10 protein-coding genes are annotated in these 14,201 nt (G+C 69.2%); 5 read left to right on the forward strand and 5 right to left on the reverse strand.

What is annotated here, in order from left to right; genetic code table 11:
* The 5 genes from ACOMD9_RS06655 to ACOMD9_RS06675 form a co-directional block, all read right to left on the reverse strand.
* Nucleotides 1–1,394: LapD/MoxY N-terminal periplasmic domain-containing protein (locus ACOMD9_RS06655; RefSeq protein WP_421412982.1), on the reverse strand; the 1,394-nt coding region annotated here is incomplete at its 3' end.
* A gap of 67 nt (nt 1,395–1,461) precedes the next feature.
* The gene (locus tag ACOMD9_RS06660; RefSeq protein ID WP_421412984.1) at nt 1,462–2,169 is read right to left on the reverse strand and encodes a transglutaminase-like cysteine peptidase; all 708 of its coding nucleotides are present in this window, start codon (nt 2,167–2,169) and stop codon (nt 1,462–1,464) included.
* A gap of 102 nt (nt 2,170–2,271) precedes the next feature.
* Nucleotides 2,272–3,453: a cation diffusion facilitator family transporter gene (locus ACOMD9_RS06665; protein ID WP_421412985.1), complete on the reverse strand. Its 1,182-nt coding sequence runs from the start codon at nt 3,451–3,453 to the stop codon at nt 2,272–2,274.
* Between the two features lie 80 nt (nt 3,454–3,533).
* Nucleotides 3,534–4,706 carry a 1-acyl-sn-glycerol-3-phosphate acyltransferase gene (locus ACOMD9_RS06670; protein ID WP_421412986.1) on the reverse strand — a complete coding sequence of 391 codons (1,173 nt, stop codon included), beginning with the start codon at nt 4,704–4,706 and terminating at the stop codon, nt 3,534–3,536.
* A 61-nt stretch (nt 4,707–4,767) separates the two neighbouring features.
* Nucleotides 4,768–5,700, reverse strand: coding sequence for a recombination-associated protein RdgC (locus ACOMD9_RS06675; RefSeq protein WP_421412987.1), 933 nt, complete (start codon nt 5,698–5,700; stop codon nt 4,768–4,770).
* 188 nt (nt 5,701–5,888) lie between these two features.
* Here ACOMD9_RS06675 and gyrA point away from each other — a divergent pair, with 188 nt between their 5' ends.
* From gyrA to cmk, 5 genes are all read left to right on the forward strand, one after another.
* The gene (gene gyrA, locus ACOMD9_RS06680) at nt 5,889–8,570 is read left to right on the forward strand and encodes a DNA gyrase subunit A (protein ID WP_421412988.1); all 2,682 of its coding nucleotides are present in this window, start codon (nt 5,889–5,891) and stop codon (nt 8,568–8,570) included.
* Nucleotides 8,571–8,637: 67 nt separating this feature from the next.
* Nucleotides 8,638–9,741 carry a 3-phosphoserine/phosphohydroxythreonine transaminase gene (gene serC, locus ACOMD9_RS06685; RefSeq protein ID WP_421412989.1) on the forward strand — a complete coding sequence of 368 codons (1,104 nt, stop codon included), beginning with the start codon at nt 8,638–8,640 and terminating at the stop codon, nt 9,739–9,741.
* A 211-nt stretch (nt 9,742–9,952) separates the two neighbouring features.
* Nucleotides 9,953–11,044 (forward strand): prephenate dehydratase, encoded by a 1,092-nt coding sequence (gene pheA / locus ACOMD9_RS06690; protein ID WP_421412990.1) that lies wholly within the window; start codon nt 9,953–9,955, stop codon nt 11,042–11,044.
* Between the two features lie 3 nt (nt 11,045–11,047).
* Nucleotides 11,048–13,387, forward strand: a complete 2,340-nt coding sequence (locus ACOMD9_RS06695) for a bifunctional prephenate dehydrogenase/3-phosphoshikimate 1-carboxyvinyltransferase (RefSeq protein ID WP_421412992.1) — start codon at nt 11,048–11,050, stop codon at nt 13,385–13,387.
* Entirely contained in the window at nt 13,384–14,088 is a 705-nt protein-coding gene (gene cmk, locus ACOMD9_RS06700) for a (d)CMP kinase (RefSeq protein ID WP_421412994.1), read from the forward strand. The genes ACOMD9_RS06695 and cmk overlap by 4 nt, the downstream gene beginning before the upstream one ends.
* The last annotated feature ends 113 nt before the right edge of the window (nt 14,089–14,201 follow it).

Genomic DNA, 14,201 nt, shown 5'->3' on the forward strand with positions numbered 1-14,201 from the left:
TCGGCGTCGAGCTCGAGCCGCGAGATCCACGGCAGGAAGGTGCCTGCCGAACGCCACTCCCCCTTGAGCCGCAGGCGCGATGGGCACTCGTGGTGCAGCAGCTTGCCTTCGGCATCCAGCACCGGATAGTGGCCCAGGTAGACCCCCTGCTCCATGGCCTGGTGAAGGGCGGCCCGCCAGTCGGCATGCGTGGTGTACAGGATGTCGCGCTGTACGCCCGGGACGATCAGCTGGCCGTGATCGCCCCTGGCCTCGGCGCCGGCCAGGGCGCCGTCGAGGCTCGCGAGCAACTCGCTGCGACGGTCGCCCTGGGCGTAGTCGATCACCGCCGAGGGCAGGCCCAGGGTCACCGACTTCTCCTCCCCCTGGAGGGACCGCAGGCGCTGGCTCAGTTCGCTGCCCAGGCCCTCGAGATCGCTGTTGCCCGGCAGCAGCAGGGCGAAGTCGCTGCCGTTCAGGCGTCCCACCAGACCACCGCCGCGCACCTTGGCAAGCTGGTCGAGGCTGTGCGCCAGGCGCTTGATCAGGGCATCGGTGCCGGGGCGTCCCAGGCGCTCGTTCACTTCGGCGAGCCGCGCCAGGCGCACCAGGGAGAGGCTGCCGCTGGCCCGGTGGTCGTCGCTCTCCAGGCTGGCTCGCAGCTGGTCGAGGAAGGGTTCGCGGTCGAGCACGCCGGTCAGCGGGTCGTGCTGCAGGCGGCGACGCAGCAGGTCGAGCTTCTCGCTCTCCTGGCTCAGCATCTCGCGCACCGCGCCGGAGAGCTGGTTCATCGCCTGCACCACCTCGCGCAGCTCCCGGGTACGCGGCTCCCGGGAGGTGGTGAAGCGACGGACGCCGATGTCGCGGGCCTGGGCGATCACGGTATGCAGCGGCCGGCGGATGGTGTGCACGATCCACCAGGCCAGCAGCAGGCTGATCGCGCCGGCGACGGCGAACCAGCCGGCCAATCCCAGGGCGCTCCGCCACAGCGAGCGATAGGCGAAACTGTGCTGGCTCTGCAGGGTCAGGGTGCCGTACTGGCGCCAGCCGTCCTGCACCACGGCCTGCCCGGGCGGCACCTCGAAGCGCACCAGGTCGACGAACCAGCCGGGCACGTCGTCGACGTGCTCGCCGCCCTCTCGCCGCTCGAGGAGCTCCCCGTCCGGGGAGCGCAGCTCGATCAGCCGATAGTGGCCGGTGTCGAACTGGGCCGCCATCAGCAGCTCGATATTGACCGGGTCCTTGTCGAGCTGGCTCATCGACAGCGCCAGCGCGTTGGCATTGTCGGCGTTCTTGATGCGAACTTCCTGCTCGATGTAGTGACGGCTGGTAGTCACCCCGATGAACAGGCTGCCGACGAAGGCCAGCAACAGCAGTACCACGATGGTCAACCACAACTGCTTGATCAGCGACATCTCAGTGTTCCCCCGGGGGTGAATCCCCCTTGTCGTTGGTTCGCCTTGCCATTCCCCTGACGCCGCATCAGATGAATCCCTGCTGCTGCATGCGGTCGATCACGTTGCGCCAGCGCGACAGCCGGGCCAGCGGGTCGGCGCGCGACTCGGTGGAGCCGCCGGCCCAGAGTCCGCTGCTGTTGAAGCTGAACAGGGGATCGAGGTCGCTGCGTTGCGAGGCCGGGGTGATCGACGGCACCAGGTTGTCGAGCACCAGCGGTTCCGCGGCGGGTGTCTCGTACCAGCCCAGCACCATGTGCGCCTGGGTGATCCGGCTGCGGCCGATGCGCGCGCGAACGTAGATCATGCGCAACTGCTCGCCCGGCACCCCCAGCTGCTTGAGGGTGATGTACTTGGCGATGGAGTAGTCCTCGCAATCGCCCTGGCCCTGGCCCATGGTCTCCAGCGGCGTGGCCCAGAAGTCCTCGTGCCCCCAGTTGTCGATGTCGTCCACCCAGCGCACCCGGCGGTTGAAGAAGTCGTTGACCTCGCGCAGCCGGGTCCGCAGCTCCGCCCCGGCGAGGCGGTCGAGCAGGGCGAACCACTCCTCCAGCACGGCGAGGCCGCCCTGGCCGTAGAGGCGCTGCATGGACTGGCGCAGTCGCGAGGGATCGAGGTTGGCGTCGACCCCGTTCGGCCGCAGCCCCAGGCCGGCGGCCAGCACCAGGCTGCCCAGGCCCGCCAGGAAACGGCGGCGCCCGGGCGCGGCGAGGGTCCGGTGAGGGGGATGGGGCATGCGGACTCGAGACTGGATGAGCGATGTCTCAAGTTTAGGGGTATGAGTTCCGCAATGCGAGGGGGGTGAGTGCTTTCATGAGGTATCGGCCAGCAGGGGCGATCACCCCTGGCTCGGGCCCTTCCACACCCGCAGTCGTCCGACCCACTCGAGCTCGCGGCTGGCCCGGCGCAGCTCGTCGGCCGCCTCGTCGAGGCTCTGGCCGGTGGGCAGTTCGTTGACATAGACCGACACGTCCACCTGGTTGTCCAGGTAGTGCAGGTCCAGGGCCACCCGGGCGTGCCAGACGCGGACGTTGTGCCAGACATCGTCGAGCATGCCCTCCACGTCGCCGCGCAGGGGCAGGCCGGGGCGCAGGCTGTGCTCGGTCTCGCCGGAATCGTCCTCCGGGTCGATATGGAAGGTCACGTCGGTGAGGTTGGGGAAGGTCTCGCGCAGGCGCCGGCTGACCTCGTTGCCGATCTCGTGGGCCTCGGAGACCGTGACCCGCGGCGGCACCACGATATGCAGGTCGAGCAGGGCCTGGCTGCCCAGGGTGCGGGTGCGCAGGTCGTGCACCCCCTTGACCCCGGGCACCCGTTCGGCGACCTCCCGCATCCGGCCGCGCTCCTCCCTGGGCAGGGCGGTGTCGATCAGCTCCTGGCTGGACTCCCACAGCAGGCGCCCCCCCACCTGGCCGACCATCACCCCGACGATGATCGCCGCCACCGCGTCCATCCAGCCGGCACCGAACTGGGCCGCCACCAGCCCCACCAGCACCACCACGGTGGACAGGGCATCGGAACGGGAGTGCCAGGCGTTGGCCTCGAGCAGCCGCGAGTTGACCCGCCTGGCCACGCGCAGGGTGTAGCGGAAGATCCACTCCTTGGCCAGCAGGGCCACCACCGCGATGCCGATGGCCCAGGCGCCGGGGGCGGGAATCGGCTCGCCGCTGACCAGCCGGGTCAGGCTGGCCCAGGCGATGCCGCCGGCGACGAAGATCAGCACGCTGCCGAGCCACAGAGTGGCCAGGGTCTCGATGCGGCCATGGCCGTAGGGATGGTTGCTGTCGGGTTCCTGGCGGCCGAAGTGGGTCGCCGCGATCACGAAGACGTCGGTGAGGATGTCCGAGAAGGAGTGGATGCCATCGGCCACCAGGGCGGCCGAGCCGACGATGAAGCCGGTGACCATCTTCGCCACCCCGACCACGAAGTCGACCAGGGCACCGATCAGCGTGACCTTGTGGGCCTCGCGGGTCTGGGCCCCGCGATCGGGCGGCAGGTGGTGATGTGCTGAGTGGCCCATGGTGGTCGTCATCCGGTTGGTATCGAGGAACCCGCTTCCCCGGTGAGTCAGGCGGGGAATCTCCCCGCCCTGTTGCACGGTTAGCCGTCGATCCTGCCCGCCCGGTTGCGCACCGGGTTGGCGTACTGGGCCAGCCACCACTCGCGCAGCTCGGCGGGCACCTGCTGCAGGCGTGCCTGGAAGGTCGCCCGGTCGGCGTCGGTGACTTCCGAGAGGTCGAGCAGCTCCGGGGCGTCGCCCAGGGCCTCCAGCGCCAGGTAGTGGCTGGGGAAGAGGTGGTAGCCCTCCAGCACCTGGCGGTCGATCTCGGCGGCCACCTCCTCGGCGCTGTCGAAGTCCGCCGCCAGCGGCGTGCCGAAGCGCAGGTGCACCCGGCCCTTGTGGCCGGTGATGCCGGCGACGATCGACATGATGTCCTCCAGCTCGCCTTTCGCGTAGCTGCCGCTGGCGTGGATGGCGTGCAGCTCCCGGGCCTTCTGCACGTCGCAGGGGTCGTGCTCGTAGCTGATCGACACCGGGACCAGGCGCAGCTCGCGGATCGCCTCGCCCACCCCCATGTCGCGGTCCAGGGCGCGACGCGACATGGTCATCATCTTGATGATCGCCGGATCGGTCCGGTCGATGCCGTCCTTGGCGCGCCCCTCACGCTGGGCCATCCAGATCGAGTGGTTGTCCTCGAGGATCGAATGGCGGATATAGCCGGAGAGGTTCTGGTAGGCCGCCAGCATGGCACGCTTGCCGCGGGCGCTGCGCGGCACGATGAAGCTCTTGTTGAGCCGCATCAGGTCGGTGACATAGGGCTTCTTGAGCAGGTTGTCGCCGATGGCGATGCGCACCGTGTCGCGTCCCGCCAGGTAGAGCGCGTAGTTGACGAAGGCCGGGTCCAGCGAGATGTCGCGGTGGTTGCCGATGAACAGGTAGGCGGTGTCCTGGTCGAGCGCCTCCAGGCCGTCGACCCGGAAGTCGTCGGTGGTGGTACGGATCATGCGCTGCATGTAGGCGGCGATGCGCGTCTGGAAGTCGCGCACGCTGGCCACCCCGCGCACCTCGCGGCGGATCACGATGCTGGCCAGGGTGCGGGACAACCGCGGCATGAGGCGCGACAGGCGCGGCAGCCGGAAGCGGGTCAGGGCGTCCAGCAGCTCGGGATCCAGGGCCAGGCGCGCCAGCACCTCGGCGACCTCGTCGTCGTGGTAGGGGCGAATGTCGGCCCAGGGGTCGGTCGGCTGTTCGTCGGTTCGAGGGTCGGTCATGCGCTTGTAATGATGGTTGTTGGAATCATGGTCGGACGCGTCGTCGTTGGCGGCGGATGGGTCATGCGACGTCCTGGTCGCTCGCGGCACCGGCCTCGCCGCCCAGCCAGTCGATCAGGCGGTCGACGTTCTCGCCCAGCGCCTGCGCCATCAGCAGGAAATCGGTCTCCAGGCGCACCAGGGCATCGTCGCCGTCGTCGCTGTTGGTGGCCTCGTCGATCAGGGCGTCGCCGAAGCGCAGCGACTTGAGGGCGAGGTCGTCGTGCAGCACGAAGCTTAACCGCCCCTCGATCTCCAGTGCCAGCTTGCTCGCCTGGCGGCCGCTGGCCAGCAGCTGCTGGATCTCGTCGCTGTCGAGGTCGACCTGGCGGGCGCGCAGCACGCCATCGTCGCCCTTGGCCTTGAGTTCCACCTGATCGCCCAGCGTCATGTCGGCCGGGCGGGCACCCGGGTCGACCAGCCAGGCGGTCATCGCCCGCATCGGCAGCGTCTGGCTGGCCAGGGGAGTGACCTTGAGGCTGCCCAGGGTCTCGCGCAGCAGGTCGAGCACCTCCTCGGCGCGGGTGCGCGAACTCGCGTTCACCCCGATCAGGCCGCGACGCACGTCCCACCACAGGTCGATCTTCTGGCTGCGCACGAAGGCCCGCGGCAGCAGCTCCTCGTAGACCCGCTCCTTGATGTCGAGCTTCTCCTGGCGGCGCAGCTTGCGCCCCTCGCGGGCCTCGAGCTCGGCGCTGCGCTCCTCGACCTCCTCGCGCACCACCGATGCCGGCAGCAGGCGCTCCTGGCGCAGGGCGGTGACCAGGCGCTGTCCCTGCAGCTCGTGCAGCAGCTGGGTGCCGGCGCGACCGGCCGGGGCACACCAGCCCAGGCGGCGCGGCTCGCTGCCGTTCAGGGGGCGAAAGGCCTGCTCGGAAAGGGCGGCTTCCAGGTCGGCCGCGGCGAGTGCCGGCGCGCCGTGCAGGCGATACAGGTGCAAGTGCTTGAACCACATGACGCATTTTCTCGAGCGAAAAGGAGGCACATTATGGCCAAAGGGAGGCGGGGGTGCCAGTGAAAGCCCGTCTTCCCCCGAGCTGCCTTTGCCCTGCCCGGGGTGGTATGATGTGACGCTGTTATGGCGCCCTCGGCGATGCCGGGGTGAGCGGCCAACCTGTTGCAGTGCAAAGGATTCGACGACCCATGGGTGACATCGCCAGAGAGATTCTGCCAGTCAACATCGAGGACGAGCTCAAGCAGTCGTACCTCGATTACGCGATGAGCGTGATCATCGGCCGTGCGCTGCCCGACGTGCGCGATGGCCTCAAGCCGGTACACCGGCGCGTGCTGTTCGCCATGCACGAGCTCGGCAACGACTGGAACAAGGCCTACAAGAAGTCTGCCCGTGTGGTGGGCGATGTCATCGGTAAGTATCACCCCCATGGTGACAGCGCCGTCTATGACACCATCGTGCGCATGGCCCAGGACTTCTCCATGCGCCATGTGCTGGTGGACGGCCAGGGCAACTTCGGCTCCATCGACGGCGACAACGCCGCCGCCATGCGTTACACCGAGGTGCGCATGGCCCGCCTGGCCCACGAGCTGCTGGCCGACCTCGAGAAGGACACCGTCGACTGGGTCGACAACTACGACGGCACCGAGCGCATCCCCGAGGTGCTCCCCACCAAGGTGCCCAACCTGCTGATCAACGGCTCCTCGGGCATCGCCGTGGGCATGGCCACCAATATCCCGCCCCACAACATGGGCGAGATCATCGACGCCTGCCTGGCGCTGATCGACGACTACACCCTCAGCGTCGACGACCTGATGGCGCACGTGCCCGGGCCGGACTTCCCCACCGGGGGCATCATCAACGGCCGCGCCGGCATCCTCGAGGCCTATCGCACCGGCCGCGGCCGCATCTATGTGCGCGCCTGCCACACCATCGAGCACGACGACAAGACCGGCCGCGACCACATCATCGTCACCGAGCTCCCCTACCAGGTGAACAAGGCGCGGCTGATCGAGAAGATCGCCGAGCTGGTCAAGGACAAGAAGATCGAGGGCATCGCCGAGCTGCGCGACGAGTCCGACAAGGACGGCCTGCGGGTGGTGATCGAGGTCAAGCGCGGCGAGAGCGGCGAGGTGGTGGTCAACAACCTCTTCGCCCAGACTCAGCTGCAGAACGTCTTCGGCATCAACATGGTGGCCATCGAGGATGGCCAGCCGAAGATCATGAACCTCAAGGAGATCCTCGAGGCCTTCATCCGCCACCGCCGCGAGGTGGTCACCCGGCGTACCCTGTTCGAGCTGAAGAAGGCCCGCGAGCGCGGCCATATCCTCGAGGGCCTGGCCGTGGCGATCTCCAACATCGACGAGGTGATCGAGCTGATCAAGGCCTCGCCGAACGCCGCCGAGGCCAAGGAGAAGCTGCTGGCCCAGACCTGGCAGCCGGGGCAGGTCACCGCCATGCTCGAGCGTGCCGGGGCCACCTCCTGCAAGCCCGAGGACCTCGAGGAGGGCTTCGGCCTCAACCCGGCCGGCAGCCAGTACCGCCTCTCGCCGGCCCAGGCCCAGGCCATCCTCGAGCTGCGCCTGCACCGCCTCACCGGGCTGGAGACCGAGAAGCTCCTCGACGAGTACCTCTCCATCCTCGAGAAGATCGCCGAGCTCACCGCCATCCTGGCCTCCGCCGACCGCCTGCTCGAGGTGATCCGCGAGGAGCTGATCGCCGTGCGCGACCAGTTCGGCGACCCGCGCCGCACCGAGATCCAGGCCAGCCACCTTGACCTGCGCCTCGAGGACCTGATCGCCGAGGAGGACATGGTGGTCACCGTGTCGCGCTCCGGCTACGCCAAGACCCAGCCGCTCTCCGACTACCAGGCCCAGCGCCGCGGCGGCCGCGGCAAGTCCGCCACCGCCATGAAGGACGAGGACGTCATCGAGCACCTGCTGGTGGCCTCGACCCACGACACCGTGCTGCTGTTCTCCAACCGCGGCAAGGTCTACTGGCTCAAGGTCTACGAGATGCCCAACGCCAGCCGCGGCTCGCGGGGCAAGCCGCTGGTCAACATGCTGCCGCTGGACGAGGGCGAGGCGATCAACGCCATCCTGCCGGTGCGCGACTACGACCCGGAGAGCTACATCTTCTTCGCCACCGCCCGCGGCACCGTCAAGCGCACCAGCCTCGAGCAGTTCTCGCGGCCGCGCAGCGTCGGCCTGATCGCCATCGACCTGGAGGAGGGCGACCGCCTGGTGGGCGCCGCCATCACCTCGGGCAGCGACCACGTCATGCTGCTGTCGTCCAACGGCAAGGCGATCCGCTTCGAGGAGGGCAACGTGCGGGCCATGGGGCGCACCGCCCGCGGCGTGCGCGGCATGCGCCTGCTGGGCGATGCCGAGGTGATCAGCCTGATCATCCCCCAGAGCCAGCTGATCGACGCCGAGGCCGATCTCGAGGCCGAGGACGAGGAGGGCGCCGACCTCCCGGCCGGTAATGGCAATGGCAACGGCGGCCAGATCTATATCCTCACCGCCAGCGAGAACGGCTACGGCAAGCGCACCCGCCTCGAGGAGTTCCCGCTGCGCGGCCGCGGCGGCCAGGGCGTCATCGCCATGCAGACCAGCGAGCGCAACGGCTCGCTCGTCGCCGCCATGCAGGTCTACTCCACCGACGAGATGATGCTGATCACCGACCGCGGCACCCTGGTGCGCACCCGGGTCGACGAGGTCTCGATCACCTCGCGCAACACCCAGGGCGTGATGCTGATCCGCCTGGGCAACGACGAGAAGCTGGTCAAGACCGTGCGCGTCGACGAGCCGGAGGACATCGAGGACGTGGTCGATGTCGAGGGCGAAGAGAGTGCCGAAGGCACCGAAGAATAGAGTGGGGTCAGACCCCTCAGGACACTTTGGGGTCAGACCCCACAGTATGCTTAGGAATACGACGCTGATGACACGCCACTACAACTTCTGCGCCGGACCGGCGGCGCTGCCCGCCGCGGTGCTCGAGCGGGCCCGCGACGAGATGCTGGATTACCGGGGGCGCGGCCTCTCGGTGATGGAGATGAGCCACCGCGCGCCCGAGTACGTCGCCATCGCCGAACAGGCCGAGGCCGACCTGCGGGAACTGATGGCCATCCCCGACAACTACCGGGTGCTCTTCACCCAGGGCGGGGCCACCCTGCAGTTCGCCGCGGTGCCCTACAACCTGCTGGGGGAGGGCGGCCGCGCCAACTTCCTCTACACCGGGATCTGGGGCAAGAAGGCCATGGCCGAGGCCCGCCACCTGTTCGGTGACGCCCATATCGCCGCCAGCAGCGAGGACACCGGCCACAGCGCGGTGCCTCGCCCGGCCGACATCGCCCTCTCGGAAGACGCCGCCTACCTGCACTACACCGCCAACGAGACCATCGGCGGGCTGGCGTTCGACTATATCCCCGAGGCCGTGCGGCCCGATGGCCGCGAGGTGCCGCTGGTCTGCGACATGTCGTCCAGCATCCTCTCCGGCCCGCTGGATGTGTCGAGGTTCGGCGTGATCTACGCCGGCGCCCAGAAGAACATCGGCCCCGCCGGCCTGGTGGTGGTGATCGTGCGCGACGACCTGCTCGAGCGCGCCCGGGCCGACATGCCCTCGCTGTTCGGCTACAAGGCGCTGGCCGAGGCCGGCTCCATGATCAACACCCCGGCCACCTACAGCTGGTACCTGGCGGGCCTGGTGTTCCAGTGGCTGAAGCACGACATCGGCGGCCTGGCGGCCATGGACGCCATCAACGCCCGCAAGGCCGAGAAGCTCTACGCGGCCATCGACGGCAGCGGCCTCTACGCCAACCCGATCACCCTGCGCAACCGCTCGCGGATGAACGTGCCCTTCGTGCTCGCCGACGAACGCCTCGACAAGCCGTTCCTCGCCGAGGCCGAGGCGGCCGGGCTGCTCAACCTCAAGGGCCACCGCAGCGTCGGCGGCATGCGCGCCAGCCTCTACAATGCCGTGCCCGAGGCCGCCGTGGACGCCCTGATCGACTTCATGGCAGATTTCGAGAAGCGGCGGGGGTAGAAGCGTCCAGCCGGCGCTGGCGGTCCCTATGGGGTCAGACCCCGGCGGAGGTTGGTTCGGCTGGTCAAGGTGCACCCTGACAGGCAGGGCGAGTTGGCTGGGGTCTGACCCCATAGGGGCCATGTCGCCGACACGGACGAAGGGGTGGCTTGTCACTTGGGCCCTGGTTCGGCCGCTGAAACATGAGACACCGAGAAGAAGGGAACCACGCATGACCGACACCCCCAACGATCTCGAGGCGCTCAGACAGCGCATCGACGAGCTGGACGGCGATATCCTGCGCCTGATCAGCGAGCGAGCCGCCTGCGCCCAGCAGGTGGCCGAGATCAAGACCGCCGAGGACCCCAGGGCGGTGTTCTACCGCCCCGAGCGCGAGGCCCAGGTGCTGCGCCGGATCATGGCGCTCAACAAGGGCCCGCTGGACAGCGAGGAGATGGCGCGCCTGTTCCGCGAGATCATGTCTGCCTGCCTGGCGCTGGAGCAGCCGGTCAAGGTCGCCTACCTCGGCCCCGAGGGCACCTTCACCCAGCAGGCCGCCCTCAAGCACTTCGGCGAAAGCGCGGTGAGCATGCCCATGGCCGCCATCGACGAGGTGTTCCGCGAGGTCGAGGCCGGTGCGGTCAACTACGGCGTGGTGCCGGTGGAGAACTCCACCGAGGGCGTGATCAACCACACCCTCGACTCCTTCATGGACTCCTCGATGCGCATCTGCGGCGAGGTGGTGCTGCGCATCCACCACCACCTGCTGGTGGCCGAGACCACCCGACAGGACAAGGTCTCGCGGATCTACTCCCACCCGCAGTCCTTCGCCCAGTGCCGCAAGTGGCTGGACGCCCACTTCCCCCACGCCGAACGGGTGCCGGTGTCGTCCAACGCCGAGGCCGCCCGCCTGGTCAAGACCGAGTGGCACAGCGCCGCCATCGCCGGCGACATGGCCGCCAAGCTCTACGGCCTGACGCGCCTGGCCGAGAAGATCGAGGATCGCCCGGACAACTCCACGCGCTTCCTGATCATCGGCAACCAGGAAGTGCCCATGTCCGGCGAGGACAAGACCTCCATCGTCGTCGCCATGCGCAACCAGCCCGGTGCCCTGCACGACCTGCTCGAGCCCTTCCATCGCCACCAGATCGACCTGACGCGCCTGGAGACCCGCCCGTCGCGCAGCGGCGTGTGGAACTACGTCTTCTTCATCGACTTCAAGGGCCACCGCGACGAACCCCGGGTGGCCGCGGTGCTCGAGGAGGTGCAGCTGCGCGCCGCCGAGGTGAAGGTGCTCGGCTCCTACCCGATCGGTGTCCTGTAAGGCATGGCGTCGGCAGTGACTCCCTCGGTCAACGAATCCCGCCTCCTGATCGTCGGCCTGGGGCTGATCGGCGGCTCCCTGGCCGCGGCCCTTCGGGCGAGTGGCTACGGTCGTCGCGATAGCGACGATGCCGGCGGCGGTCCGGCGAAGAGCGCGGAGATCGTCGCCTGCGACCCCGACCCCGACGAGATCGCCCGGGGCATCGAGATGGGCCTGATCGACCGCGGCGACACCCGGCTCGCGCCGCTGGTCGAGGGCGCCTCGCTGATCGTGCTGGCGGTGCCCGTGCTGGCCATGGAAGGCGTGATGGCCGACCTGGCCGCCAGCCTCGACACCGCCGCCCCGGGCGTGGTGATCACCGACGTGGGCAGCACCAAGGCCGCCATTCGCGACTGTGCCCTGGCCGTCTTCGGCCGGGTGCCGCCCAACCTGGTGCTCGGCCATCCCATCGCCGGCTCCGAGAAGAGCGGCGTGGCCGCCGCCGATGCGCGCCTCTACGCCAACCACAAGGTGATCCTCACCCCCGAGCCCGACACCGACCCGGCGGCGCTGGCCCGGGTGCGCGGCCTGTGGGCGGCCTGCGGCGCCGAGGTGCTGGAGATGGACGTGGTGCGCCACGACCAGGTGCTGGCCCGCACCAGCCACCTGCCGCACCTGCTGGCCTTCTCGCTGGTGGACACCCTGGCGCGCCAGGACGAACGCCTCGACATCTTCCGCTACGCCGCCGGCGGCTTTCGCGACTTCACCCGCATCGCCGGCAGCGACCCGGTGATGTGGCGCGACATCTTCGTCGCCAACCGCGACGCCGTGCTCGCCTCCCTCGACGACTTCGAGGCCGGCGTGGCCCGGCTCAGGCACGCGGTGGAGGCGGGCGACACCGACGCCATGCTGGCGATCTTCGATCGCGCCAGCCATGCTCGACACTATTTCGAATCCCTGCTGAACCAGACCAGCTATCAGGCGGAATACCAGATGCAAGCACAAGGCAAGCTGCGCTACCGGGTCGCCCCCGGCGGCGGCGTCACCGGGCGCATCCGCGTGCCCGGCGACAAGTCGATCTCCCATCGTTCCATCATGCTCGGCGCGCTCGCCGAGGGTGTCACCGAGGTCAAGGGCTTCCTCGAGGGCGAGGACAGCCTGGCCACCCTGCAGGCCTTCCGCGAGATGGGGGTGGCCATCGAGGGGCCGCACCAGGGGCGCGTCACCGTCCACGGCGTGGGCATGCACGGCCTCCAGGCCCCCGCCGGGCCCCTCTACGTGGGCAACGCCGGCACCGCCATGCGCCTGTTCGCCGGGCTGCTGGCGGGCCAGGCCTTCGACACCGAACTCACCGGCGACGCCTCGCTGACCAAGCGCCCCATGGGCCGGGTGGCCGATCCGCTGCGCCTCATGGGCGCCGAGATCGACACCGCCGAGGGCGGCCGGCCGCCGCTGCGCATCCACGGCGGCAAGCCGCTCAAGGGCATCACCTACGACATGCCCATGGCCAGCGCCCAGGTGAAGTCCTGCCTGCTGCTCGCCGGGCTCTACGCCGAGGGCGAGACCCGGGTGCGCGAGCCGGCGCCGACCCGCGACCACACCGAGCGCATGCTGGCCGGCTTCGGCTACGCGGTCCATCGCGACGGCGACACCTGCTGGCTCGAGGGGGGCGGCAGGCTCACCGCCGCGCCCATCGACGTGCCCAGCGACATCTCCTCGGCGACCTTCTTCCTGGTGGCCGCGGCGATCACCCCGGGCTCGGACCTGGTGCTGGAGCACGTCGGCATCAACCCGACCCGCATCGGGGTGATCAACATCCTCAAGCTGATGGGCGCCGACCTGCGCCTGGAGAACGCCCACGAGGTGGGCGGCGAGCCGGTGGCCGACCTGCACATCCGCCACGCGCCGCTCCACGGCATCGACATCCCCGTCGACCAGGTGCCGCTGGCCATCGACGAGTTCCCGGCGTTGTTCATCGCCGCCGCCAATGCCGAGGGCACCACCCGCCTGCGGGGCGCCGAGGAGCTGCGGGTCAAGGAGTCCGACCGCCTGCAGGCCATGGCCGATGGCCTGGCGACCCTCGGGGTCGAGCACACCCTGCTGCCGGACGGCATCGATATCGTCGGCGGCGGCAACCCGGAAGGGGCCGACGCATCTTCTCCAAGCTATGGCGGCGGGCGCATCGACAGCCTGGGCGATCACCGCATCGCCATGGCCTTCGCCATCGCCGCGCTGCGGGCCGGCGGCGAGATCGTCATCGACGACTGCGCCAACGTCGCCACCTCCTTCCCGGGCTTCATCGATCTGGCGCGCAAGGTGGGTCTCGCCCTCGAGGAGCAACCGGCCGGCGGGGAGGGCGCATGAGCATCTCTCCCGCGCAGGAAGGCGTTCCCGTGATCGCCATCGACGGCCCCGGCGGGGCCGGCAAGGGCACCATCAGCCGGCTGATCGCCGAGCGCCTCGGCTGGCACCTGCTCGACTCCGGCGCCCTCTATCGCCTCACCGCCCTGGCCGCCGCGAAGCACGAGGTACCCCTGGACGACGAGGCCGGCCTGGCCGGGGTGGCCCGCGAGCTCGACGTGGTGTTTCGCGCCGAGGGCGATGCCACCACCGTGCTGCTGGAAGGGTGCGATGCCACCACCACCATTCGCACCGAGCAGATCGGCGATGCCGCCTCCCAGGTCGCCGCGCTGCCCGCCGTGCGCCAGGCGCTGCTGCAGCGCCAGCGCGACTTCCGCAAGGCCCCCGGGCTGGTGGCCGACGGCCGCGACATGGGCACCGTGGTGTTCACCGACGCCCCCCTCAAGGTCTTCCTCACCGCCAGTGCCGAGGAGCGCGCCCGACGGCGCCACCTGCAGTTGCAGGAGGCCGGGGTGGATGCTAGTCTATCGAGTCTTTTGAAGGAGATTCAGGCGCGCGATGCACGCGACATGCAGCGCAGCGTGGCACCGCTCAAGCCGGCCGATGACGCCATCACGCTTGACACCACGCGCCTGACGATACCGGAAGTGGTGGATCGGCTGACGGAAATGCTGACCGAACGCGGTCTGGCCCCCGACACCTGACACTCCCTTGCGGCGTCTCCGGCAGGATGTGATGACGTGGTCCGGCACTTTCAGGTCTGTGAAATAACCGTGAGCCGAGCCAGGTCGAACCAGCGTTAACATCTCCGGAGACA

Source organism: Halomonas terrestris (genome assembly GCF_049166755.1).
Taxonomy (GTDB): domain Bacteria; phylum Pseudomonadota; class Gammaproteobacteria; order Pseudomonadales; family Halomonadaceae; genus Halomonas.